Raw genomic sequence first — 22,795 nt, 5'->3', positions numbered from 1 at the left:
ACTCCAAAAGGGTTAAAGGTCATGGGGGCGGATCGTCAATCGCTTGTTGGCACGTGTGCGTTCGATCGCCCGATCGATCATCTCATGAACGCGACGATTGATGGCTTCGAGCGTTTCCTCGGAAAGCTTGAGATCCTGCTGGCTTACGTAGGCGCGAACACGGGAGCCGACAACGAAGCTCTGATTTTCTGAAGTGGAACTCATCGCAATCTGGCCGGTTTTCTGACGGCCTGAGCTACAGTAAAATGTGTTTTACCGGCTCGTAAAGTGCATTTTTTTAGCCAGGGAATGGCTCATAAGAGAAAGACGGCCGGCATAACGGGCGGCGCAGGCTACATCGGATCCCATATCATCGCAGATCTGCTGGAACGAGACGTCGAGGTCTTTGTACTCGACAACTTCTCGACGGGCAATCGTAGGAATCTTTTTGAGCATGCGCACTATCATCTGATAGAAGGAGACGTGCGCGACCCAAACGCCGTCCAGGCCTTCCTCGCTCATCGGCCCGACGTCGTCTTTCATTTCGCTGCAAGCAAAGCGGCCGGCGAATCGATGGTCGATCCGGTAAAGTACAGCGATAACAATCTTCGCGGAACCCTTCTTCTTATAGAAGAGCTCGTTAAAGCCGGCATCGGCAGCTTCGTCTTCTCGTCTTCGGCGGCCGTCTACGGCGATCCGCAGTATATTCCGCTCGATGAGAAACATCCTCGCATCCCGGCGAACTTTTATGGTTATACGAAGATGGTCATCGAAGACACGCTTGAGTGGTACTCCAGACTCACGGGTTTGCGATACGCCTCCCTGCGTTATTTTAACGCTGCCGGCTATGATGTAAAGGGTAGGGTGCGCGGCCTTGAGAATCAGCCGCAGAATCTGCTGCCCATTGTCATGGAGGTTGCGGCCGGTATGCGATCGGAGCTGCAGATCTTCGGAGACGACTATGACACGCCCGACGGCACCTGTATTCGGGACTATATTCATGTGAACGATCTGGCAACGGCGCACATCCTCGCCATGGAGCATCTTCTCGAAAAGCGAGAGAACGTCACGGTCAACCTCGGCTCTGAAAAAGGGTTATCCGTAAAAGAGATCGTCGAACAGGCTCGTATAATCACCGGCCGGCCCATCCCGGCGAGGGTGGTCGGTCGACGCCCGGGCGATCCGGCTGCGCTGTATGCGTCGGCGGCGAAGGCGGCCGCGGAGCTGAACTGGCGTGCCGAGGTCTCTGACGCCTCGAAGCTGATTGAATCGATGTGGAGCGTTTACCGGGAGATCAAGCCTTGAACCGACCGAGTCTGATCGCCCCTCTCTTACTGTTTGTAGCGGGCGCGCTTTTTTCCGCATGCGATCGTCAGCGCGCCGTCGTCGACTATGCAGAGGATATGCTTGAGGCAGGCGAGTTTGAGCGCGCCCTTGAACTGATCAATCGGGTCGATTCGATCCACAATACGCCCGAGCTCGATGCCATGCGCGGCACGATCCTTTCGCTTGAACCGTCGACGATGGTGGATGGCATCTTTCTTATGAATCGTACCGTCGACGGCCTGGATGATCCCAGGTTGCGACGTAATCTCTTTCAGCTCTATCTCGATACGAGGTTATACACCAACGCCGGCCAGCTTGTTTCGGGCGAGCGCGTCGGCCCCGAGAAGTTTTTCAGACGCGATATCGTGCGCATGAGATCGGTTATGCGCTGCTTTGAGTATCCTGATCCGGCATCAGCAAAGAAGCTGCTGGAAGATCTGCCGCGCAAAGAGGAGAAAAACGACGATTTTTTTGCTCCTGCTCGCGACAGCTCGCGGCTCTTTGCATTGCTCTGTCTTGGAAGAGGCATTCGCAACGCTTCGAAAGAGGCGGATCTTTACTGGGTTCTGGATAACACAAAGCGCGACGAAAAAATTAAATCCTTACCCGCTTACAGTCGCCCTCAGCTTGAAGGTCTTGTCGCAGCCTTTCAGGAGTTGATGACCGTTCCCGAGGACGACGATCTGGCCCGGCGCAGCCGTTGCGAGATGATGGCCCGCATGGGCAGCGAAGACGTCGCCTCGTCGCCGCCGGAAGCCGTGCAACAAGAGCTGAGCGAATGCAGAGAGAGTTATCCAGGATCGCTTGTTCTGCGTCGCATCTGGCCGGCCAATCTCGATGGCCTGAATGCCGAAAAGGGAGGGCCCATGCTCTTTGACGAAAGCCCGTTTTTTCCGGTGTATGTACCCAGGCCGGAGTTTGAACCTGTCGCCGAAGACTCGCTGCCCGATCCGAATTACCCGGTCATACGTCCGCAATAGTCCCGTCCGCACCGGCTCTCACCCCGCGGGTGGTGCTCTGTTGATCGGTTGAGCACCAGGCCGGGTTCGACCCGGTGCGGACGGGATGGGATTGGTGGAACTGGAGCTATAAGGCCGCATCGCTCCCTCCCTCTTCCCCGCGGTGGCGCACTCCTGCGCCAGGCGGGGCGCTCCGCGTCCTGCTCCACTGTCGGGAGGGAGCGATGCAGCCGGCTTTGGTGAGACGGGAGATGCGCTTGTATTTCTGGTGTTCCACTTTCCAGCCTGCCCGCTTCCCGTGCGCTCCGGCCTTCAGTCACGCGTGCACTCACCCGAGAGCGAAGCGTGCCGGGCCTGGTGCTCAACCAGATAGCAGAGCACCACCCGCACGGCCGAGGCTGAGTGCACGCGTGACTTCGACGCACGCAGGGGGTGCGGGCGGGGTCTGTCGAAAAACCTATCTCGTTAAGCGCGTGAGCTCCCGGTCGCCCGACCGGGCTCTTGCTCAGATATTGTCAGCCGCAATCGGATTTACCCGGACAAACCCGATCATTCGGGCAAGGTTATGGGCAATGCACCGCTCAGACCATTCAACTTGAACCCTTTCTCTTGTTCGCCGCAAGAACTGCCAGCCATTACGAGCACTTTTCATCACACCAAAGACGCCCTCGACAGATGGAAATCGGCGAGCATAGGTTTTCTTCCCATCTGGAGTTGCCAGCTTCTCTCTCATGAGAAGGGTAAGGGGATTGGAAATAGACCGCATCCCCGTTTTCTTTTTTTGCTTCCATGATGGGGAGGTAAACTACGGACTTGTAAATCGGGAATATGTTTGGTCTGAATCCAGAGCTCTTTGCGCTTGCCTTCCGGGCCAATACATTGCTCTTTCATAGAGCACCGGGAACAGCCATAACGTCGATAGTGCCGGTAGAGGACTCCCTGTAGATTTCTCTCGCGCTGGAAGGTGAGGATTTCGCCGGCCGGACACTGAAAGCAATCGTTGTCTCGGTCGTAGTGGAATTGCAACAAGGCATGGCTGCTCTCAATCAGAGGCGGTTCAGCGGCAGCCTCATTTCTTTCCTCCGGCTTGATCTTACCGCCGGTCTTCTTGTGTGCCAGTTCCCGGTCTGGCATATAGAGGTCATGCCCTGTAAGCTCTTTGAGAATATTCTCGCTCGCATATCCACAATCGAGAACGTATTTGATTTCGTCTGTTTTTTTGGGAAGGAACTCCGCCTTTACGCCCTCAACTCTGTTCACAAGCGAACTGGTGAATGTACTGTCGCTCTGTCCCGTAACAATTTCCTGATAAACAATCATGCCACTCTGGAAATCCACTGCATTCTGGGCCGAATAACCCACGATGAAGCTGTTGGATCCGTCTTTGTGCCAGTCTGCATCTGGATCTGTAAGATGAACTCGCTTTCGGTCAGGTCTGGATTTCAAGAACTCCAGCCCCAGAGACAGCTTCTCTTTCTGGATCTCCAGTTGTTGGATTTTCTTTGCCAGTAATTCCTGTTCTGCATCGTTCTGTGATGCCTCCCATTCATCGTAGCGTTTCTTACAGACAGATTCAAGATGCTCGTAACGCCTTTCAAGTTCCTCGCGAGTGCCTATATCCCGTCTGTTTGCACTGGCCTTGATCTTTGTGCTGTCAATGCTGACGGTATCCAGATCGATGAATCCCGATTCGATACCGAGGAACACTGTCTGCGTGAACAATTCCTGAATTGCTGCCGCATGCCTCAGCCGGAACTTTCCGAGGGTTGAATGATCCATCTCCATCCCACCGGACAGATACATCAAATCTGCACGCTGTCCGAGATCTCGCTCAAGGGCTCGCATGGAAAGGTTTCCATACAACAATGAATAGATGATGATAGCCAGAACTCGGTCGGGCGGCATGGCCGGGCGACCTCCCTGCTTCGAATCATTCCTGTAACTCGCATCAAAGCGGCTGAGATCTAGCCGCCGGACCGTCTCAAGCAGGCGGGAGATGGGATGATCCTCCGGAAACAACTCCGAGAAATTCAAGATAACGATCTGGCTCTGATCAGAGTCAGGCTGTTTGTAGCGTGCCATGCTCCCCGATAATCTACCCGGCCGGTAATTTCCAGGGGAATTCAGAATTGATTCAGGTTTTTCGACAGACTCGGGTGGGCCCGTTATTCCAGTGCCCCCCATTCCAGCCCCTTCACTCTCGCCCGAAAGCGAGCCACGGAGGGCAGAGCGGCCCGACCGGTATTGCCGTTGTTCCACTTTCCAGCCTGCCCGCTCCCCCTGCGTAGCGGAGCAGGAGTGCGGAGCGGCGACGATTGACGCAGGAGCGCGTCACCTCGTCGCACGCAGGGGGTGCGGGCGGGCCCTGCTTGACAGTCTCCCTGACGGAGGTGAACTGGCGCCGTGACTGCTGTTCTTGTACTGGAAAATGGCCTGATATTTCGAGGCCGATCATTTGGAGCCTCTCAGGAGTCGACCGGCGAGGTCTGCTTCAATACGTCGATGAGCGGATACCAGGAAATCCTGACAGATCCGTCCTACTGCGGACAGATTGTGACGATGACCTATCCCATGATCGGCAACTACGGCGTGAACGAGTTGCATGATCAGTCGGGTCGTGTGCAGTGCGCCGGATTTGTGGTGAAGCAATATGTGCGTCGCCCTTCGAATCATCTCTCGCAGCAGTCTCTGGGCGACTACCTGATCGAGCAGGGCATTCCCGGCATCGAAGGCATCGATACACGAAAGCTGGTTCTTACTCTGCGCAACGAAGGGGCGATGCGAGGCGGCATCTTTCAGGGCGCTTATAATCAAGAGATGCTTGAGCGAGTGCGCTCGATTCCGTCGATGACCGGACAGGATCTTGCGACGGTCGTGACGACGACGAAGCCCTATGTGTTCGGCTCGACCGAGGGCAAACGTTATAAGATCGCCGTGCTTGATTTCGGCGTAAAGCGTGCTATCCTGCGTTACCTGAATGAGAGCGGATTCGAGGTCCACGTCTTCCCGGCCGGAACGTCCTTTGATGATCTGAAAGGATTCGACTGTTATTTTCTCTCGAACGGTCCGGGCGATCCCGAGCCGCTTCATACGCCCATCACGACGACTCGTGCGCTTCTGGATTCGGGCAAGCCGCTCTTTGGCATCTGCCTCGGTCATCAGATCCTCGGGCTTGCGCGCAACTGGAAGACTTACAAGCTCAAGTTCGGCCACCGCGGCGGTAACCAGCCCGTGCGCGACGTGCGAACCGGACGCGTCGAGATTACGGCGCAGAACCACGGCTTCGCCGTAGACACGACGGGCGCCGGAGGGTTAGACATCATCTACACGAACCTGAACGATCAGACGGTCGAAGGCTTTCGCGACACGGCGGGGCCCGTGATCAGCGTGCAGCATCATCCTGAGGCGAGTCCGGGGCCGCATGATTCGCTGCATATGTTCGCCGATTTCTACCGGATGGTCGACGCCCATTACGCAGGACGGCGCTGACCATGAAACGTTTCCTATCGCTGCCTCTCAGATCGCTGCTTTTTCTTGCTCTGTCGCTTTTCGCCTCTGCATGTTCTTCTGCCGACGAGAAGCAGGCGCAGATCAAAAAATTCGATAAGAGCACCGTCGAGGGAGAGCGCATCAACTCCGTTCGTCTGCTTGTCGGAACACGACCGATCACCGATATCGATTACGAAGACGGCTCCGCTCTGGTGAAGCTCTTCCGTCAGGGACGGGCGACTCCGAAAGAAGTGGAGAACTTCCTCATTGAAAAATCCATCGTCGATCAGGTCGCCGAAGAGGAGTCGATCGTCGTCAGCGATGAGCGCATTGATAACGAGATCAAGCGTCGCATGGAGATGGCAAAGGAGACCGATGAAGAGGCCTTCAAGGCGCGCATCGAGCGCGAAACGCAGGTTTCGTTCCGGCTCTGGAAGGAAAGCCTGCGCTATCAGATGGTGCGACAGCAGATCGTTCAGATCAAAGTGACGATTCCGCAGCCCGATGAAAAAGAGGTTGAAAAGTTCTATAAACAGAACGCTCATCGTGTCGGCGTGGAGCTGCTCTTTCGCGAGATCGTTTTTCCTGTTGCTCCGACGATTGCCGCCGAGCGAGAAATCGACAAACGTGCTCGCCAGGTCCATTCTCAGGTATCGGCGAATCCGGCGAGTTTCGGTGACGTAGCGCGATCGCTTCCCGAGAACGTTTCTCCGTTTAAGGCCGGCGGCGGCATTCGTCTCTGGATCCCCATCGATGACCTGGCCCGTGAAGACCGCGTGCTTGCCGGTATGCTGTATAACCTTCCGCAAGGAGCGGTTTCGCCCGTCTTTCGCGATAGCACGAACCGATATCGCATCGTTCTGCTTGAAGGGAAGCGCCCCGTTTCTCTTGAGAAGATCCGCGAGATGATTCGCATGCAGCTTTTCTACGATAAAGCCGATGAATCCTTCGAACGCTGGATCGAAGAGCGAAAGCGTAATCTTGTTATTCGAAAGCCCGGAGAGCCTCAGGGGAAATGACGAACAGGGTTATCCTCTGTCTGGAAACGCCTCCCGTTCTGCATGAGGAACTGCTTGCGTCTTCTGTCAGACGCCTCGGCGATTTTATTCACGCTCTATCGAATAAACCGGAACTTGATATACTGTGCAATGTATCAGCCGCATCTCAGGCAGAGCGGTTGGCGACGGCGATCAACGAGAAGATCGGCCCTGTGAACGTTCGTTCTTATTCCGGTCCGATTGCGATTGCCCTGCATGGCTGCATCTCTGCTGATGAGGTGGCCGTCGTTTTCCCAGGCATCGTGCCGTTTCTTGACGTCAGGCAGGGCATGCAGATGCTCGAACGCCATCTGAAGTTCCGCACGCATTATTCTTACTCCGATACGGCCGTTCCGGGGTTCCTGTTTGATATCGTATCGGGCGATCTTTTTACCGATATGCCTCCGGAGGGCATGCAGCAGCCGACGATTGAGGCGCTGAGAGCCTTCTGCTTTCGCAATATTCAGGATGTCGATATCGATCTGCATTATGCGACGCCCGATCTGCGCGCCTATCGCCTGCGTCTTGATTGTCTGGACGCCCGTTCCGCCGATCGTGCCCTTCGTGTATATCGTAAATACCCAGACCTTGTACACGAACAGCTGTCGGATGTCGTGCGTTCTGAAGCGGATCTCTGCGGACGACAGCCGTCTTATCTGGAGATCGAGCTCACGACGGAGCAGGCCGTGCAGCCGACAGTCTACCCGACCACTGAAAAGCATTCGTTAGACGAAGAACAGGCGTCGCTTATCCTGAAATCATTACGTGCTTTTCGGCTTGAGAACGATGTGACCGTCTGTCTGGGCGGACGGGGTGATCCGTTCGCCTATGCCGGTCTGGATGACTTTGTCGCCGCTCTTTCTGCGATCGATGTGGTGAAGGCTCTTTATATCGAGACACCGGGCGTGGGCCTCACTCGATCTCGGCTTGATTCGTTAGTCGCCGCATGGAATCTATCGGAACGATCGGGGGGATCGCAGCGATCGCCGTCGCTGATGACGTTGATCGTAAGGCTGCCGTCATTAAAACAGGCGCAGTACCGCCGCTGGATGGGAGTTGACCGCCTGAATGACGTTCTTTCCTTCCTTGATTCCATCTGTGCGAATCCGGTTGCGATAAACGTCTGCGCCGAGATGATCCGACTGCCTGAGAATGAAGAAGAACTCGATGGCTTCATGAAACGCTTCCCGGCCGATAAGGTGCGGCCGCTGATCGGCAAATACAGTCGCTTCGGCGATGCTCTTCCCGCTCTGGACGTCGTCGATCTCAGTCCTCTGAACAGGGATTACTGCCGTCATCTTGCCTTTGATTTCTTTATTAATGCAAAGGGCGAGATGCCTGTATGCAGACAGAAGCTTTCTGGAGGCCCGACCCTGCGCGAGAGCGATCTGCTCTCGGTCTTTGAGTCGCGACGCAATCTGCATCTCTCATGGATGAAGGGCGAGTATGAGAGCGTGTTGCCGCAATGTGCCTCATGCGACGACTGGTATTTCTTTAACGCATGAAAGCCGCCGTATTGATACAGGCGCGAAGCCGCTCCACCCGCCTGCCGGGAAAATGCTTTTTGCCGATGCCGTTCAGGATTTCCCTCTCTGTAGTTGAGCGCGTTTACTCTCAAGTTGCGCGCTCTGGTATTCAATGTTACTTCCTTATTCCCGATGATGATGAAGACCTCAGGCGGCATCTTGTCGAAAAAAAGCTGCCTTTTCTTACAGGGCCCGAGCATGATGTGCGGGAGCGGTATCGTAAGGCGGCGACTGCCTTGCATCTTGATGTGATCGTGCGGGCAACGGCCGACAATCCGTTTACGGATCCGGATCATATTGTCCTTTCTTTGAATCGTATGAAGGAAGTCGGCGTCGAGCTGTTCTCTTTTACCGATCTTCCTCTTGGAGCGGCCGTGGAGGTTTTCACGATGCAGGCCTTGATGACGGACACGCCAGAAGAAAAGGATATACACCGGGAGCATGTCAGCCTGCATATCAAGCATCATCCTGAACGCTTTGCCGTGCTGCATGAGTCGTCGCCCGTTATGATGTCCTGGCGCAGGCGAACGCAGTATGGCGGCCCGCTTCCCCGTCTGACCGTTGACGAGCGGCGCGACTATGATACGCTGGTCGCCGTGGCGGAAAGGCTTGAAGAGGATTCCTTGATCGGCTTACTTGATCTGTTTCTTGCCATGCCTGGTTTATTTGAAGGCAATCGTGATGTGGAACAACTACGTTTCGACAGGGGCTGATCGTCGCATCCTTATCCTTGCTCTTGATTCCGGAGCAGGGCACAGGGTGCGTATGGAAAGGCTGAAGCGCCATCTCGATGAAAAGGGCATGCCCTGCCATCTGCGAATGATCGCCGACGATGAAGAGCAGGCCAGGCAGATCGTCGCCGCAGAGCCGGTCGATCTCTTGATCCTTGATGCGAGAGACATGGACCCCGGAGCCTTTGGCGATACTCGGGTGCTTGCGATCGATAACATGCATGCTCGAAGAAAAACGGCCGATAGTGGCATTGTCTTTTATGACACGCTTCCGCATCCTGAGCTGGACGATCGTTTTGACGAGATCTTCCGGCGCATCCTTTTTGACGATGAGGTAACGGAGCGAATCGCCCGACCGCGACGACCCGCGCTTCCCGGAGCTGCGCGGATAACGTTCTATGCCGGCCCCGAGGGATTCATGGATGCGACGATGATCGATGAGATCGACGCCTCCATGACGGGGGACGATTCGGTTCTCTATACAAGAGTCGGGGGCAAGCCCGGCGGGCTTTCGACGATCGCCTACCTTACGAGGTCGCGCTATCTTGATCTGTTGCTTGATACCGATATTATTCTGACGTATCCGGGCATGACCTTCTGGGAGGCGATGGTGCTTGGTGCAAACCCTGTACTGCTCGAAACGGGATCGGCCGTGCACGACCGGCTGAGCGAGTATCTGTCGCGTAAAACGGGCGCTCGCTGGTTCCGGTCCGTCGAACGACGGGAAGGCACCACGGCCGGGATGATTCTCGACGCCATGGCGCGCTCCCTTTCCGTGGACGTGCAGGCATGGAGGAAGGATGTGATAGAGCGTCCTGGACTGCGCAGCCTGGTTCGAACCGTCGAGGAGTTATGGAATGACAGTGGAAAAAGATCCCCCCGTCGCTGACCGCATTCTCAGAAGCGTTACTTTTCTCATACTTTTCCTGGCCGTATTCGGTTCGTTCTTTCTGCGTCCCGAGCCGAAGACCGATAGTGCCGTACTTGAAGATCTTACAAAGACGCAGAGCGATCTGTTTTTCAAGTTCATTGCAGCGGGAGCTCTGAACATTGACGAAGCGAAAACCGAAGAACAAAAGACTGTTCTCAAGAATGCCATTGTCGGGCAGTTACAATCCATCGACAGTGAGCCGGCCTTTCGTACTCCAGAGGTGCAGGTGCAGAAGCGAATGGTGCTGGCTCATCTCGGCGAAGACATCGGCGGTTATGATGAAAAGAGCCTTGGCCCTTATAAAGAAGCCTTTCAGAATCTCTATGCCGACCGTTCTCTACCATCTGAGGGAGACGCTATTCTGACTATGCCGGCGACGGAGCTTGCCGTTCTGGATTATTTGAAGAGAAACGATCCCGAGCGTTATGCGATAGAGCATAAAAAGGTGAAAGAAAAGGCCGCATCGTTGCTCACCGCAATTAACATCGGCAGTATCGTCTTTCTTTTCATTATCACTCTGGGGCTTTATGGAGCGGTGCGATTCTTCTTTAACCGACCGCCGGCATACTTCGGCCGCTTCCTTGATACGGTGAAGCCGGCGCAGCAACCCGTTTTCATGGAAACGGCGATTCTCTTTTTATTCGTCATGTTTCCGGTCGGCATGATCCTTTCGCGCTTTTTAAGCGAGCAGTGGATGCTTCCGTTTAATTTTGTTTTGATCCCGGCAGCCTTCCTGATCTCCCTTCTTTATTTTAAAAGTGAAACAAGGCCCGAGATGCTGCGCTGGCTTTTCTGGGTTCCCGTATTTGATCAGGTCTCATCAGAGAATGATACCGCTCCTACGCAGCGTCCGTTTTTGCCGTCTTTATTTAAAGAGATCGGTGTCGGTATCGTTGCCTGGGCCGTGATCTTTCCCGTGGGCGCTCTTGCCACATTGATTGCCGTTACGCTTGCCGGAGGCGAGGCAGTGCCTTCCGTGCATCCTATCGTGCAGTATGTCGATGGACATCGTCTGGAGGTCTTTCTGCTCGCCGTTGTGATCGCGCCGATCGTAGAAGAGGTGATCTTTCGGAATTTCGTCTATGGCTTCTTTCGCTTTCGGTTCCAGGGATTTCTTGCAGCGCTTTTCAGCGGCTTCTTTTTCGCTGTCATTCATCCATACAGCGCCGTGCTTATGCCTCAGCTTACGGTACTTGGAGCGGGACTTGCCATTCTGCGAGAGCATCGTCCTGGAATCGTCGCCCCCATCGTCACACATATGATCGTCAACGGACTGGCCTTCCTATTCATGCAGCTGCTGTTTTGATGTTTGCTATTCGGCAAGGGGGATGAGCGTAAAAACGGCTTGCCTTCTTGAAATGACGGCCGTAGCGTCGTGGAATGAAACGACTGTTGATTGCAATGCTTGCAGTGCTTTTGCTGCAATGCCACGGAACAAAGGACCACGCTCACTGGAGTTATAGCGGTCATGGCGGTCCCGAGAAATGGGGTGAGTTACAGGATGACTTTAAACTCTGCTCTACGGGCAAGAACCAATCTCCGATTGATATACAGCCTCTTATGGCGCGACCGACCGGCGCATCCGATATCATGATTCAGTATCAGCCGACGGCGATGAAGACGTTGAATAACGGCCATACCGTGCAGCTGAATAACTCCGCACCAAGCGTCGCCGTGATTGCCGGCCAAAGATACGAGCTGTTGCAGTTGCATTTTCATGCGCCGTCCGAGCATAAGATCAACGGGCGCGCCTATCCTCTTGAGGTGCATCTTGTTCATAAGAGTTCATCCGGCTCACTTGCCGTGATCGGCGTGCTTTTCGAGGAAGGCACGGCATCGGCCGCTCTTGAGTCCCTGCTACAGTCGTTTCCCGATGCCGCCGGGCAGGAAAAGGATCTGGCCGCAACGTTTCAGCCGGCTACACTGCTTCCCGCGCAAACGGGCTATTATCAATACTCAGGATCGCTGACGACGCCTCCCTGTTCCGAGGGCGTACTCTGGAGCGTGGCGCGACGAACGGTCACCGCCTCACCCGAACAGCTTTCGCGTTTTCGCAAGCAGTTTTATAACGGGAACGCACGGCCCGTGCAACCGATGCAGGGTCGCGTTCTGGAAAGCAAGATGTGATATTGCCGTTTTGTAGGCGAGGACTCCCGTCGGTCGACCGGCGGGAGTCTGTAAAGAGGTTTTGTGCGGCCGTTAATGTATTGACTGACAGAAGTGACGTTCCGGTATGTTGATCATATTTTTCGCGGAGCGGATTGATGAAGAAACGGCCGGGGCTGATCGCCCGATTACAATACAGATTCGATAATTTCATGTCGGGGGGCGGCCTTTCCATCTTCCTGGCCTTGCTTTCCCTATTTGCTGCGGCTTTTCTTTTGATGGCCGTCATCCGATTTGTGGCGAATCTCATGCTGCCCGATGAGACGGTCGGCTCTCTGACAGATCAGCTCTGGCGCGTCTTCTTACAGATCTCTGATGCCGGCGCCGTCGCCGAAGACGGAGATAGCTCCGTCGTGAATAAGGTGATGGGCATTATAACCATCTTTCTTGGCCTTGTTCTCTTCTCGAGCCTTGTCGCCTTTATTACCAGCCAGTTTGAAGCGAAGCTCGACGATCTGCGCAAAGGACGCAGCCTGGTCGTCGAAAAAGGCCATACGCTGATCCTGGGCTTCGGCGATCGCGTTCTTGAAATCGTGCGTGAGCTTATCGTGGCTAACGAATCTGAGCGCGATGCGGCCATCGTCGTTCTTTCGGCTGAAGAGAAGGATGCCATGGACGACTTCTTCAGAGAGCAGATCGAAGATACGAAGTCGACGCGCATCATCACGCGATCGGGCGTATCATCAAGCGTGCAGACGCTTGAGCGATTGAGCGTCATCGACGCGAAAAGCATCATCATTCTGAACGACGTCGCCGCCGACGCCGAGCACGACGATAAGGAGCTTGCCGATGCCCGTGTGTTGAAAACGATCATGGCCATCATCGCCTGCACCGGTGAGGCGAACGTGCCGCCCATCCTTGCCGAGTTTCATCTTGAGAATAAGCGCAAGCTGGCAAGAGGCATCGCTCCTCAGATAAACGTAATCGAAGAGCAGTCTTTACTGGCCAAGCTGATGGTGCAGACGTCGCGAGTTCCGGGCCTCGCCTTTGTCTATGATAACCTTGTCGGCTTTGAAGGCTGCGAATTCTATTATTATAAGAATCCGCGCGGATGGGGCGGGAAAACCTACGGCGACCTCGTCTTTCACTTCGCTACAAGCTCAGTGATTGGATACCGCAAGCCCGACGGCGAAGTCGTGGCCAATCCTCCGGCGAGCACGGTGATCGATGACGCATGGGAGCTTCTTCTGATCGCCGAAGACGACTCCGATATAAGGTATCTTGAAACTGCGATCAAGGCGACGACGCCGACCGAGCCAGGGCACGCCGCTCCTCCGCGACGGATCGAGCGACAGCTTATCGTTGGCTGGAGCCGCAAGTCGGCGATTATTGTCGACGAATACTCCGACTATCTGGCTTCGGGATCAGAGATCGTCGTCGTCGTTCCGCGGATGAGCGACGAGATGCGCGCCGAATTCGAAGAGATCAGGGGGCGACACGAAGGGATTCAGATGAAGCTTCAGGAGATGGATCTGCACGACCCCGCAGCCATGCACTCGCTGACGCCCGAACTCTACGACAACGTCATTCTCTTAAAAGAAGACGGAGGCGACCCGGAGCTGCGCGATGCGGCGACGATTGCGATGCTTCTGGAATTCCGACACTACTTCAAGAATTCGGGCAATAAGAACGTGCGCACGCAGCTCATCAGCGAGGTGGCCGATTCAAATAACATTGAGGTGATTCAGGAGGTCGGCGTTCGCGACTTCCTTATTTCGAATAAATTCGTCTCGAAGATATACGCCCAGGCATCGGAAGAGGCCGAGGTGCTCAAGGCCTATGACGAGTTGTTCGGAGCCGAAGGCAGCGAGATCTACATCAAGCCGCTTTCGCTGTATATGAGCAGCATTCCCTCGCGTATCAGCTTCGGCGATCTCTGTGCCGCCGCTTTAAAGCGCGGCGAATCCTGCTTTGGAGTTCGTATCAGTGCCGAAGAACATAACGGAAACGGCAACCACGGAATCTATATCAATCCGCCGAAAAGCCGTATCTTCGAACTGACGTCGGCCGACTTCTTGATTACGTTAGCCGAAGAGATGGAGTAGTCGTGTCCTTTTACAGGTTACTGCTTGTCTCTGTGGCTATGACGGCATGCAGTAGCCCGCGAAGCCTTTGCTATCAGGAGGCGGACGCAAACGATATGTGCTCTGTGGCCGTGTTGTTCAGTTCCCGCCAGGAGCTTGCCGACGCAGGACTATTGTTGTGTCTGGAATCGATACAGGAGAGACAGAAATGCAGGGAACAAACGGCTCTGCCGATCGTTCCCTGGGCTCCTTAAGCGCAATAGCAGCATCGGAACGGATACTCATCTCAGCGCCGACGTTCTCCAGACTGTGGGCCTCGCGAATCCTTTGAGCCGCGGGAATCGTTTCGTCTTCGATTGTTCTGACGCCCGTTGCGATTTCCGTTACTCTGGCCATTCTGATTGCGCGGGCCTCTGCGATTCTGGCCCTGATTCTTCTGGTTCGGTGAACGGCCGAGGGCGCGCTCTTCCGTTCCCCAGACCGGCTTGAAGTAAAGCCGCAGCGCCTCGGTGTCGATACGATCCAGTTCAAGCTTCCAGCGCTCTCCAAGAAAGGCCGGCCGCGAAAGGCGCTTGATATACACAGAGAACGGGTCGGGCAGCACAAGCTCGCCTTCGGAGCTCAGATGCATGGCCGGCACGATGCCCTCGACGGGGCATTCTTCGAGTTCGAGGTAGACGAGATCGGGCCTGAAGCCTGTTAAGAATCCGTGGAACTCCGTACGTCCGCTCTGCTCGATAAAGCGGATGAGCTTCAGCTTCCACATATCGCGCTCCGCCTCCATGGCGTGGCGCTCCTTCTCGCTGGTTTGCAGAGCGAGCACATCCATCTCATCGTCGACGTAGGCGGGCTTTTTCTTCTCGATCAGATTCACAAGAGAGCGATGCACGACGAGGTCTGGATAACGTCGTATGGGCGAGGTGAAGTGACAGTAGTCTTCGAATCCCAGGCCCCAGTGGCCGACGGGCTCGGGGCTGTACTGCGCCTGCATGAAGGAACGAAGAAGCAACATATTGAAGATACGGCTTTCAAGCGGCCCCTTTGCGCGGGCGATTTCAAGCGCTTCCTGTAGTGAAGCCGGGTCTGTATCATCCAGACGACAGTCGATATTATAGATATCAAAGAAGGCGTTCAGCGTTTCGAGCTTCGTTTCATCCATCGTCGAATGGATGCGGTACAGCGTCGGAGCCTTCTTCTTCTTTAAAAAAGCGGCGACGGCCGTATTCGCCGAAAGCATGCATTCTTCGATCAACATGCTCGATCGAAGGCGTGCTCTCGTTTCGATGGCGATGACGCGATCCTGTTCGCCGAACTTGAATTTAGGCTCGGCGATTTCAAGATCGATCCGGCCCATCTTCATACGATCGGCCTTCTGTTTCTGCGCCAGCTGCCAGAGCGCCGGCAGGATCGGATCGGCATCGGGCCCGTCTTCGCGATCGAGCCTCGTTTCGGCGATATCGTATGTATAACGCTTATCGACTCTGATGATCGAGCGATAGAAGGTCGACGATTTAATACGTCCCGTAGCCGGATCAATCTCCATCTCGGCGGTGACGGCGAGCCGGTTATGATCGGCGACAAGCGAACAGAGATTTTCAGAGAGCTCGGGCGGAAGCATCGGCACGACTCTGTTTGCCAGGTAATAGGACGTCGAACGCGAAAGCGCCTCTTCATCAAGAGGGCTGCCTTTCTGCACGTAGAAGGAAACGTCGGCAATATGAACGTAGAGCCGCCATTTTCGCTTTGATACGATCTCAAGGCTCAGGGCGTCGTCAAAGTCTTTCGAATCGGCGCCGTCGATGGTGATCGTGTAAAGCTTGCGCAGATCCTTTCGCTTTTTCCAGTCGGGAACCTGCTTCTGGTCGTCGGGATCTATGGCAGGGAAGGGCAGATCGGCATACGCCGGATCAAGATCATATTTTAAGAGAATGCGATCGAAGTCGAGGTCGAACTCCGTTTCATCTTCGAAGCGCACGAAGCTTGCCTCATGAAAGAAGGCGTTCTGGTAACGAACGTTACGACCGCGAAGCTCTACGATGAGTACGGTGTCGGTTTTGATACGGGATCGCGTATCGGCGGGCAATCCTTTCAGATTGATAAGCGAGGTGAATTTGCCCGGCATATCAAGAAGCACGCCGGGCGTCATGCCGTCTTTACCGACGGTGAGCACGCGAAAACGATGAAAGCGTCGTGCGCGCTTGACGACTGAGATCACCTCGCCTTCGAAGCGATCCTTCTTGCGATCGACGAGTCTTACGGCGACGATATCTCCGGAAAGCGCTCCGGCGCCTTTTGCCGGCGGAATAAAGAGATCGCGCACTTTATCTTTCTCGCGGGCAGAAAGCCGCGGCATGGCGAAGATGAGGCCGGCCGGATTCATGCTCGCCTTCGCCTCGATCAAAAAAGGCTTGCGTACGAGATACGAGTTTCGTTCGCGTTTGATGAGGCCGAGAGAGGCGAGATCTTCAAGCACCTCGTCGGTGTCGGGAACGTCGAAGAATCCGCGCAGGCGTCCTTTTCGTCGGTCTTTTTTCGCCGTCAGGCGTTCGATCTCTTTCTTGCTGATTTCTTTGCCCTGATGTTTTTCAAGGTACTGTAGTAATTGGTCTGTTCTCATGTTTTATTGAGCGGCCGATGCCGGTTGGTTGGGGCGGGCGGGATTATCACGAATATATACCGGAATCAGATCCTTCCAGCTCTTCTCCGGATGAAAGGCATCCAGCTTCAGGGCCGTTTCAAAAAAGGAGCGAGCGGTTAACGCCTCTGGCGGTATCGTTCGTATCCGCACCCGTTCGGGTAAGGAAAGCGAAGAGGGATCATCGACATAAACCTGCGAAAGACCGATGCTTTCGAATTCGAGCGGATCAAGGTCGACGATGATCTCATCGCGAGTCGTGAAAAGATCGTTGGTGATCTTCTTCGTATAGTAGCGCTTCTGTCTGCCGTCGAAAAGAAGGGCGAAAGGTTCCTCTATCGAGTCATGCTCTCTGACGGCCCATCCATACAGCGTAAGCGTGTCGATGCCGGCGGCGGGAATATTCCACAGCTGCGACAGATCGCGGGCCGTCGTCACGCCGATGCGCAATCCGGTAAAGGAACCGGGACCGAGGGCGCTCAGGATGTAGTCGGGACGCAATCCCGTCCGCTTGACCAGTGCTCCGATTTCGGCCACGAGGCGAGTCGAGCTTTCGCGCGGAGCCTCCAGCCGGATCTCTGCTCCAGGAATAACGGCGCCGTCATGCAGCGAATGAATGCCGCAAATGATCCAGCGTGTGGAGCAGTCGATAACCAGACAGTTCAAGCGTTTCTCCTGTAAAGATGGATGGTCCGGTGTTCTTCGGGCGGATGAAACTCCAGCTCGATCCGGAACACCGGCAGTCGGGAATGAATCGATCCGGCACGCCTCCACCATTCGATGGCATGAATGGTGAATCGCTGATCGACGACGTCTGCCCAGAGATCGGGGAACTCCAGCTCCTCAAGCTCCATCTCTGAGATACGATAGAGGTCGTAATGGCAGAGGACGCCTTTTTTTCCGCTGTGCTGGTGCAGGAGGTTGAACGTCGGGCTGTTTACGGGCTCGTCGATGGCAAGCAAGCGACCGAGAGCTCTGCAGAACGCAGTCTTTCCGGCACCCAGATCTCCGTCGAGTAGCAGCACGGCGCCGGGCAGATCGAGTAAATAGCGGGAGAAGAGACGATGAGCGAAGGCCTCTGTGTCAGATTCGTCGTTTGAACGAACCGTTTCCAGAAGCGTCTCCCCGTCTGGCGTCTGGGATGGCTCCTCCTGCATCTATCTTCACTATATTTATAGAGATTGTCGCTCTGTCGAGGAAATATTGCTTTGCCCGTCGGCGCGCCCTGTGAAATTACTCCGATGCTGACCTGGTTGATGAAAGGCGGGCCCGTCATGGTGCCGCTTGCCTTATGTTCTTTGATCTATCTTGCCCTGATCCTCTATGTGCTTTCCGGGTTTTTCAAGCTAAGACATCTTTCACCCGACCTGTATGCCTCTGCCGATGAGTCGACGGAGGATTTTCTCGATCGATGGGTTTTTCCGTATCGGAGCGCCATCCTCTGGATGAACCGCCTGGCCGGTATTGCGACGCTGCTCGGCCTTTTCGGAACGGTAACCGGCATTCAGGCTGCCTTCGCCGATATGGAGGTGGCCCAGAACATCAGCCCCGATACGTTTGCGCGCGGCATCAATCAGGCCTTGATCACGACCGTCGTCGGTCTGGCGATGGCCATTCCCGGAACGGCGCTGCATTTTGTGTTTCGCGACCTTTTCGAAAAGGCGGAGCGAGCGGCCCTGCGCCGTCGATCCGAAGGCGAGAGGCGATGAAGCGCTGGCCTGAAGAAGAGGCAGGTATTTCGCTCAACTCTCTGCTCGATGTGCTTTTTATCCTGCTGCTTTTTCTGATGATCTCGCTCAATCTGAAGCCCGAGAACTATCTTGATCTCCGGCTTCCCGAGGTGAATACCAGGGATGAAGAAGCGGGCAATGATCCGGCGTTGCTGGTCGAGCTTTCGTCGAATCAGGAGGTCTTCCTCAAATACGGTGAGAGCAGCGAGCGCTTTCCGCTGGCCGACCTGACCGCACATCGCAAGCAGCTTCTCGATCTGTGTACTGAGAAGAGGAGGGTTCTTTTGCGCGTGGATCGGGCCGTCATCTACGAGGATTTTGTTCAGGTGCTTGAAACGTTGAAGGCATGTGATGGCGCTGATCTGGCCGTTCAGAAAAGCGATTGAGATATATAGCGCCTCGGGCTTTTTCGAGCGGACAGCAGTTTTTTTTACGGAAAATCAGAGATTCTAACTGTCTGATAAAGAAGAGGACAACAGGACGTGAGAATGAAGCTTCGATGGATACTGCTGGGCCCGCTACTGGGTGTCGTGATGTTTCCGCTTTCCGGATTGCAGGCGCAGCTGATTTGCTCAGGAGCGGCCTGTTCGTCGCTTCCGATTAATAATGCACAGCTTGATCAGGTATTCCATTCGCTGGAAACACAGTATCTGAATGAAATACTCAAAGATATGTCCGACGCCTCTGTAATGGCTGGCGTGCATCTATCTCCGTCTGGAGTCGTTAATCTCAGAGAGTTTACGATCGGAACGCAGATCGTTGCCGGCGCCACCGAGCAACGCAAGCTGAACGTCTATGTGCCTGACTATGGCCTGCTTGAAGATATGCCGTCCGGAGGGTTCGCTGTCGTTCCGCGCATCTTCATAGGGTTCAACGTCGGCTATATGTTCTCGGGAGAGCCGCATGACTGGTCGTCAACATCGCCCTTTTCGCTTCATCGCTTTGACTTCTATGTTTCCGGGCTCAATATGTCTCTTTCTGACATGAAAGAGTTTGCAAAACCGAAGAAGGATGAAGACTACGGCGGCTTCTCTAAATCCATCGGCGGCGAGCTGCGTTATCATCTCATGGAAGGCGGCGATCGCGGCGCTTTCTGGTTTGCATTTACGGGAATGTCGTTAGGCGTCGGTTATAACCGCGTGGAGCAGAAGCTGGAATACACGCGTGCCAATTCAAAGGTGAAGGTGAAGGCAGGATCGGGGACTACGATCATCTGGAACGCCGAGGATCGCATCACCTACAGCTCGAAGATGGACGTTTTTCCCGTCAGCATAAGAACCGGATTTCAGTTTCTCTATCTCTTTCGCCTGTCGCTTGGTGGCGGAGTGGCCTGGGCAAAGGGAAGCTCGAATCTCGAGCTAAAGCGCTACGGCCGCGCTTATGCCGATAACGACTATGCGGCCTTACTCGGAGTGACGTTGCCCGATTCCTATCTTGATCTGACGATGAAAGGGGCGGGCGGTCCGAGTCGACCGACACAGGCCTTCGCGTCGCTCGGTCTTGAACTCAATATCCCGTTCTTGAAGATCTTCGTCGATGCGGCCGGGAATAGAGAGGTCTATTCGGCCAGCGCCGGCGTACGCATGGTGTTTTGAGGCCCTGCTCCGGGCCCGGCCGTCATTTTACCCGCTTTTATTGAGCCGGCCGCTATTTAGCCGGCTTCTCCTGTGATTCGCGAATGCGAGTGAGAACGGGCTTCAGGTGGCGGGCAATTTCGATATAACCGTATTCGTTAAAATGAATGCGATCGTACTCGATAAGATCCTGTTCTTTGTTCCCCATCATACGCTGCATGAACGTGAGCTGTGGATGAATTAAGACGGCAAAGCGCTGCTGCAAAACGGGGCGATCAGGATCGGCGAGGATCTGCCACAGATCAAAGTACTCGACCTTCGGCCCGGATTCTTTTGCAAGATCGGCCATCATGGCATTGAAATACGGAGTGACGCTGTTTACCTTCCACGAGAGAACAGGCGGAACACCGGCGAGGATGACGTGCGTTTCGGGAAGCTGCGTGCGCACCTTGAAGAGAAACAGCCGCACGTTCTCGCGAATCTCGCTCAGACATCGTCCGCCCATAATATCGTTGCCGCCGATGGAGATAAAGATAACCTTCGGACGCAGTGCGATAATATCCTGATCCATGGCCGAAAGCAAAAGAGGCGTCGTCTCGCCGCCGATGGCGCGATTCAGAATCGTGAATTCAGATAATTCCTTTTTATAGATGCGTTCATCAAAAAGAGCGGCCGTCGACTCGCCGGCGATGACCATAAACGGCGACTCTGAAACCGGAGCACGAAACGCCGCCGTGCGCAGCTTCTCGCGCATGAGCAGGTACAGGGCATCCTGTTCTTTAGGGAGAGCTCCTTTCTTGCAGGCGAACTCCGGCCTGAAGTAATCCGTGCCGGGCGCCCCTCTGAGGTGCGTATACGGGGTCGTGCAGGCGGCAAAGAGGTATAAAAGGGCGCCAGGAAGGATGGATTTTTTCATCGTTGTATTACCGTGTTATCTTTCAGTTTTTCGTTTGATAGGGCGCGAAGGTTTTTTCAGAGCTTTACGCAAAGAGAGGTTCTGTTTTATCCTCTCCACCCAGGTTTTGACCTTACTCTGCCTGACGACGCCGTGTTCTTCAAGCCATAGAACGATCTGCGGGAATACCTCGTCGGGCGCATCTTCACCCATGACGAGCCCGATGTGGCAGTAGTCATGTTCGTATCCCTGGCGTTTACCGGCCAGTATGAATTTCTTCGTGCGCGATCCGCATTTTTCGAAGGCGAAGCGCACCTGAATGGGCGGAGCGATATGATCGCCGGCGCCGGCAATCATCAGCGTCGGACATCGTATTCGCTCGTAGCTGCGCCTGTACTCGATCAGGCCGTCGTTGGACGACTCGTTCCCTTCGCGCACCCAGCGCGCCATCTCGTCAAGCAGGCCCTGGTTAACCTCAGTGATGGCGTTCTGCAGCATTAGCTGAACGGTACGGCGACGCACCGTTTCGGGATTGTACAGAATGCGATCGATGGGGGTTTGAATCCAGCCTCCGAGAGGGGCAAGCACGGCCGATCCCGGTTGCAGCGGCAGAATATGCTTCACCCAGGGATGCTTCACAAGTCGATCCATGAGCAATCCCTTTACATGGTCGGCCTTTCCGGGGCTGCCGATCGTAACAAGGGATTGAACGTATTTGACCTCGGGAGAATCGGAGCCGCAGAAGGCGTTGCCGATCATGCCTCCCATCGAGTAGCCGACCCAGTTTAAAGCCGGCGCTCCGGTCAGTTCAATGACGCGTCGTATCATCGCCGGAGCGTCAAGACGCACATGATCGTCGAACGTGAAGCGCTCTTTGCGCGCATAGCGTTGCTTACGATGCGACAGGCCCGCTCCGCGAAGGCTGACGGCGAAAACGGGAAATCCGCGCGACTTAAGATAACAGGCGACGCTATGATACTCGTCGAGGTCGACGCCCGATTTGTTCGTGGCGATGCCATGCACGAGCAGAACGGGAAGGGCGCCTTTCAGCGGAACACGCGGCTCATGGTAGTGCAGGGCAAGATACCAGCCGTCTTCGGTGCGGGCATAGAAAACCTGGTCGGCCGTATCGGGCAGGCCATAGAGCTTCTTCCAGAGCGGCAGAAGCAGCGGATAAAGAAGGATGAGCACCGAGACCAGTAGAGCAAGAAAGAAGGCGAATCCGCCCGCCATCGCCGCCCCGCCGGCCAGGATGACAAAGGTCAGAAGAACGGTAAGCGGCCCCGGACGATTTCCCGACATAATTCTGATTCGTTTTGATCTCTGCATGAGGTCAATTAAAATGTCCCTATCGTGAAACGCTTCCGTGGAACCTTCTTTGACCTCGAATACTCCGATACCTGGGAGATGGAAATCATCGAGAACGTGCCCTGCTTCTTCGACCCCGACGGCATCGGCGCACTGCAGGCGGCGGCCTTTCGCGAGCCCGAAGGGACGCCGTTTAATCCGATCGAGCAGCTCGGCGCCTATCTCGAAAGGCATGGCCTGACGCTCGATACCGATCGCGTCGCCGTCTTTGATCTGCCGTCCGGATTACAGGCGGCTGCCTGCGAGTTCATGAAAGACGATCGCTTCTGGCTTGTGAACTGCATCGTCAAAGGCGATAAGATGCTTCTCATGCTCTGGAATAGCGACGCTCTTCCAGATGCCGATACGGCTGAGGCCATCGGTCGCACCGTAATGACGATTCGCTTTTATGATTGAGGGGGCGATTGTCAATACAATAAGCGACG

At 55.0% G+C, this 22,795-nt stretch carries 22 protein-coding genes; 14 read left to right on the top strand and 8 right to left on the bottom strand.

Annotation, left to right across the window (positions count from 1 at the left end; genetic code table 11):
- Window positions 1-12: 12 nt before the first annotated feature.
- Window positions 13-204, bottom strand: coding sequence for a hypothetical protein (locus LEPIL_RS23435; RefSeq protein ID WP_002772456.1), 192 nt, complete (start codon window positions 202-204; stop codon window positions 13-15).
- Between the two features lie 84 nt (window positions 205-288).
- Here LEPIL_RS23435 and galE point away from each other — a divergent pair, with 84 nt between their 5' ends.
- Both galE and LEPIL_RS10530 read left to right on the top strand, forming a co-directional pair.
- Window positions 289-1,284, top strand: a complete 996-nt coding sequence (galE, locus tag LEPIL_RS10535) for a UDP-glucose 4-epimerase GalE (RefSeq protein ID WP_002772455.1) — start codon at window positions 289-291, stop codon at window positions 1,282-1,284.
- Window positions 1,281-2,285, top strand: coding sequence for a hypothetical protein (locus LEPIL_RS10530; protein ID WP_002772454.1), 1,005 nt, complete (start codon window positions 1,281-1,283; stop codon window positions 2,283-2,285). Before galE ends, LEPIL_RS10530 begins: the two co-directional genes overlap by 4 nt.
- A gap of 484 nt (window positions 2,286-2,769) precedes the next feature.
- Here the strand turns inward: LEPIL_RS10530 and LEPIL_RS23930 are convergent, their stop codons facing one another.
- Together LEPIL_RS23930 and LEPIL_RS10525 are read right to left on the bottom strand one after the other, a co-directional pair.
- Window positions 2,770-2,997 carry a transposase gene (locus LEPIL_RS23930; RefSeq protein WP_246811967.1) on the bottom strand — a complete coding sequence of 76 codons (228 nt, stop codon included), beginning with the start codon at window positions 2,995-2,997 and terminating at the stop codon, window positions 2,770-2,772.
- Window positions 2,994-4,346, bottom strand: coding sequence for a transposase (locus LEPIL_RS10525; RefSeq protein ID WP_052608285.1), 1,353 nt, complete (start codon window positions 4,344-4,346; stop codon window positions 2,994-2,996). The genes LEPIL_RS23930 and LEPIL_RS10525 overlap by 4 nt, the downstream gene beginning before the upstream one ends.
- Before the next feature lie 321 nt (window positions 4,347-4,667).
- Between LEPIL_RS10525 and carA the strand changes: the two genes are divergently transcribed.
- The 8 genes from carA to LEPIL_RS10485 all read left to right on the top strand — a co-directional run bounded on the left by carA (window position 4,668) and on the right by LEPIL_RS10485 (window position 14,189).
- On the top strand, window positions 4,668-5,753 hold the full coding sequence (carA, locus tag LEPIL_RS10520) for a glutamine-hydrolyzing carbamoyl-phosphate synthase small subunit (protein ID WP_002772453.1): 1,086 nt from the start codon (window positions 4,668-4,670) through the stop codon (window positions 5,751-5,753).
- A 2-nt stretch (window positions 5,754-5,755) separates the two neighbouring features.
- On the top strand, window positions 5,756-6,772 hold the full coding sequence (locus tag LEPIL_RS10515) for a peptidylprolyl isomerase (protein WP_002772452.1): 1,017 nt from the start codon (window positions 5,756-5,758) through the stop codon (window positions 6,770-6,772).
- Window positions 6,769-8,295 (top strand): spiro-SPASM protein, encoded by a 1,527-nt coding sequence (locus LEPIL_RS10510; RefSeq protein WP_002772451.1) that lies wholly within the window; start codon window positions 6,769-6,771, stop codon window positions 8,293-8,295. Before LEPIL_RS10515 ends, LEPIL_RS10510 begins: the two co-directional genes overlap by 4 nt.
- Window positions 8,292-9,029, top strand: a complete 738-nt coding sequence (locus LEPIL_RS10505; RefSeq protein WP_040918645.1) for a cytidylyltransferase domain-containing protein — start codon at window positions 8,292-8,294, stop codon at window positions 9,027-9,029. Before LEPIL_RS10510 ends, LEPIL_RS10505 begins: the two co-directional genes overlap by 4 nt.
- Entirely contained in the window at window positions 8,983-9,936 is a 954-nt protein-coding gene (locus LEPIL_RS10500; RefSeq protein ID WP_143464801.1) for a hypothetical protein, read from the top strand. The genes LEPIL_RS10505 and LEPIL_RS10500 overlap by 47 nt, the downstream gene beginning before the upstream one ends.
- Entirely contained in the window at window positions 9,905-11,284 is a 1,380-nt protein-coding gene (locus tag LEPIL_RS10495) for a CPBP family intramembrane glutamic endopeptidase (RefSeq protein ID WP_002772450.1), read from the top strand. The genes LEPIL_RS10500 and LEPIL_RS10495 overlap by 32 nt, the downstream gene beginning before the upstream one ends.
- A 74-nt stretch (window positions 11,285-11,358) precedes the next feature.
- Complete coding sequence (locus LEPIL_RS10490; protein WP_002772448.1) at window positions 11,359-12,105, top strand: carbonic anhydrase; 747 nt, start codon at window positions 11,359-11,361, stop codon at window positions 12,103-12,105.
- A 137-nt stretch (window positions 12,106-12,242) separates the two neighbouring features.
- The gene (locus tag LEPIL_RS10485; protein WP_002772447.1) at window positions 12,243-14,189 is read left to right on the top strand and encodes a CASTOR/POLLUX-related putative ion channel; all 1,947 of its coding nucleotides are present in this window, start codon (window positions 12,243-12,245) and stop codon (window positions 14,187-14,189) included.
- Window positions 14,190-14,454: 265 nt separating this feature from the next.
- On the opposite strand, the gene LEPIL_RS10480 is transcribed toward LEPIL_RS10485, so the two are convergent.
- The 3 genes from LEPIL_RS10480 to tsaE are packed head-to-tail and all read right to left on the bottom strand — an operon-like array spanning window position 14,455 to window position 17,960.
- Window positions 14,455-16,785, bottom strand: a complete 2,331-nt coding sequence (locus tag LEPIL_RS10480) for a ribonuclease R family protein (protein WP_002772445.1) — start codon at window positions 16,783-16,785, stop codon at window positions 14,455-14,457.
- A 3-nt stretch (window positions 16,786-16,788) separates the two neighbouring features.
- Complete coding sequence (tsaB, locus tag LEPIL_RS22030; protein WP_002772444.1) at window positions 16,789-17,469, bottom strand: tRNA (adenosine(37)-N6)-threonylcarbamoyltransferase complex dimerization subunit type 1 TsaB; 681 nt, start codon at window positions 17,467-17,469, stop codon at window positions 16,789-16,791.
- Entirely contained in the window at window positions 17,466-17,960 is a 495-nt protein-coding gene (tsaE, locus tag LEPIL_RS22025; protein ID WP_002772442.1) for a tRNA (adenosine(37)-N6)-threonylcarbamoyltransferase complex ATPase subunit type 1 TsaE, read from the bottom strand. Before tsaE ends, tsaB begins: the two co-directional genes overlap by 4 nt.
- An 84-nt stretch (window positions 17,961-18,044) precedes the next feature.
- Here tsaE and LEPIL_RS22020 point away from each other — a divergent pair, with 84 nt between their 5' ends.
- The 3 genes from LEPIL_RS22020 to LEPIL_RS10455 all read left to right on the top strand — a co-directional run bounded on the left by LEPIL_RS22020 (window position 18,045) and on the right by LEPIL_RS10455 (window position 20,128).
- Window positions 18,045-18,512, top strand: coding sequence for a MotA/TolQ/ExbB proton channel family protein (locus LEPIL_RS22020; protein WP_002772440.1), 468 nt, complete (start codon window positions 18,045-18,047; stop codon window positions 18,510-18,512).
- On the top strand, window positions 18,509-18,919 hold the full coding sequence (locus tag LEPIL_RS10460) for a biopolymer transporter ExbD (RefSeq protein ID WP_002772439.1): 411 nt from the start codon (window positions 18,509-18,511) through the stop codon (window positions 18,917-18,919). Before LEPIL_RS22020 ends, LEPIL_RS10460 begins: the two co-directional genes overlap by 4 nt.
- Before the next feature lie 102 nt (window positions 18,920-19,021).
- Window positions 19,022-20,128: an Lsa36 family surface (lipo)protein gene (locus tag LEPIL_RS10455; protein ID WP_002772438.1), complete on the top strand. Its 1,107-nt coding sequence runs from the start codon at window positions 19,022-19,024 to the stop codon at window positions 20,126-20,128.
- Between the two features lie 52 nt (window positions 20,129-20,180).
- Here LEPIL_RS10455 and LEPIL_RS22015 read toward each other — a convergent pair whose 3' ends face one another.
- Together LEPIL_RS22015 and LEPIL_RS10445 are read right to left on the bottom strand one after the other, a co-directional pair.
- Window positions 20,181-21,023: an SGNH/GDSL hydrolase family protein gene (locus LEPIL_RS22015; RefSeq protein WP_002772437.1), complete on the bottom strand. Its 843-nt coding sequence runs from the start codon at window positions 21,021-21,023 to the stop codon at window positions 20,181-20,183.
- A gap of 15 nt (window positions 21,024-21,038) precedes the next feature.
- Complete coding sequence (locus tag LEPIL_RS10445) at window positions 21,039-22,304, bottom strand: alpha/beta hydrolase (protein ID WP_002772436.1); 1,266 nt, start codon at window positions 22,302-22,304, stop codon at window positions 21,039-21,041.
- 51 nt (window positions 22,305-22,355) lie between these two features.
- Between LEPIL_RS10445 and LEPIL_RS23430 the strand changes: the two genes are divergently transcribed.
- Window positions 22,356-22,766 carry a hypothetical protein gene (locus tag LEPIL_RS23430; protein ID WP_002772435.1) on the top strand — a complete coding sequence of 137 codons (411 nt, stop codon included), beginning with the start codon at window positions 22,356-22,358 and terminating at the stop codon, window positions 22,764-22,766.
- Window positions 22,767-22,795 lie beyond the last annotated feature (29 nt).

The sequence above is a fragment of the Leptonema illini DSM 21528 genome (genome assembly GCF_000243335.1).
GTDB classification, from domain to species: domain Bacteria; phylum Spirochaetota; class Leptospiria; order Leptospirales; family Leptonemataceae; genus Leptonema; species Leptonema illini.
Note: the sequence above shows the minus strand (reverse complement) of the source record. Positions and strands in the feature narration are given on the sequence as shown.

What these genes read in the sequence shown, in the direction of transcription:
- LEPIL_RS23435 (WP_002772456.1), bottom strand. Translation starts at nt 204, where the DNA reads ATGAGTTCCACTTCAGAAAATCAGAGCTTCGTTGTCGGCTCCCGTGTT.
- galE (WP_002772455.1), top strand. Translation starts at nt 289, where the DNA reads ATGGCTCATAAGAGAAAGACGGCCGGCATAACGGGCGGCGCAGGCTAC.
- LEPIL_RS23930 (WP_246811967.1), bottom strand. Translation starts at nt 2,997, where the DNA reads ATGAGAGAGAAGCTGGCAACTCCAGATGGGAAGAAAACCTATGCTCGC.
- LEPIL_RS10525 (WP_052608285.1), bottom strand. Translation starts at nt 4,346, where the DNA reads ATGGCACGCTACAAACAGCCTGACTCTGATCAGAGCCAGATCGTTATC.
- LEPIL_RS10515 (WP_002772452.1), top strand. Translation starts at nt 5,756, where the DNA reads ATGAAACGTTTCCTATCGCTGCCTCTCAGATCGCTGCTTTTTCTTGCT.
- LEPIL_RS10510 (WP_002772451.1), top strand. Translation starts at nt 6,769, where the DNA reads ATGACGAACAGGGTTATCCTCTGTCTGGAAACGCCTCCCGTTCTGCAT.
- LEPIL_RS10505 (WP_040918645.1), top strand. Translation starts at nt 8,292, where the DNA reads ATGAAAGCCGCCGTATTGATACAGGCGCGAAGCCGCTCCACCCGCCTG.
- LEPIL_RS10495 (WP_002772450.1), top strand. Translation starts at nt 9,905, where the DNA reads ATGACAGTGGAAAAAGATCCCCCCGTCGCTGACCGCATTCTCAGAAGC.
- LEPIL_RS10490 (WP_002772448.1), top strand. Translation starts at nt 11,359, where the DNA reads ATGAAACGACTGTTGATTGCAATGCTTGCAGTGCTTTTGCTGCAATGC.
- LEPIL_RS10485 (WP_002772447.1), top strand. Translation starts at nt 12,243, where the DNA reads ATGAAGAAACGGCCGGGGCTGATCGCCCGATTACAATACAGATTCGAT.
- LEPIL_RS10480 (WP_002772445.1), bottom strand. Translation starts at nt 16,785, where the DNA reads ATGAGAACAGACCAATTACTACAGTACCTTGAAAAACATCAGGGCAAA.
- tsaE (WP_002772442.1), bottom strand. Translation starts at nt 17,960, where the DNA reads ATGCAGGAGGAGCCATCCCAGACGCCAGACGGGGAGACGCTTCTGGAA.
- LEPIL_RS22020 (WP_002772440.1), top strand. Translation starts at nt 18,045, where the DNA reads ATGCTGACCTGGTTGATGAAAGGCGGGCCCGTCATGGTGCCGCTTGCC.
- LEPIL_RS10460 (WP_002772439.1), top strand. Translation starts at nt 18,509, where the DNA reads ATGAAGCGCTGGCCTGAAGAAGAGGCAGGTATTTCGCTCAACTCTCTG.
- LEPIL_RS10455 (WP_002772438.1), top strand. Translation starts at nt 19,022, where the DNA reads ATGAAGCTTCGATGGATACTGCTGGGCCCGCTACTGGGTGTCGTGATG.
- LEPIL_RS22015 (WP_002772437.1), bottom strand. Translation starts at nt 21,023, where the DNA reads ATGAAAAAATCCATCCTTCCTGGCGCCCTTTTATACCTCTTTGCCGCC.
- LEPIL_RS10445 (WP_002772436.1), bottom strand. Translation starts at nt 22,304, where the DNA reads ATGTCGGGAAATCGTCCGGGGCCGCTTACCGTTCTTCTGACCTTTGTC.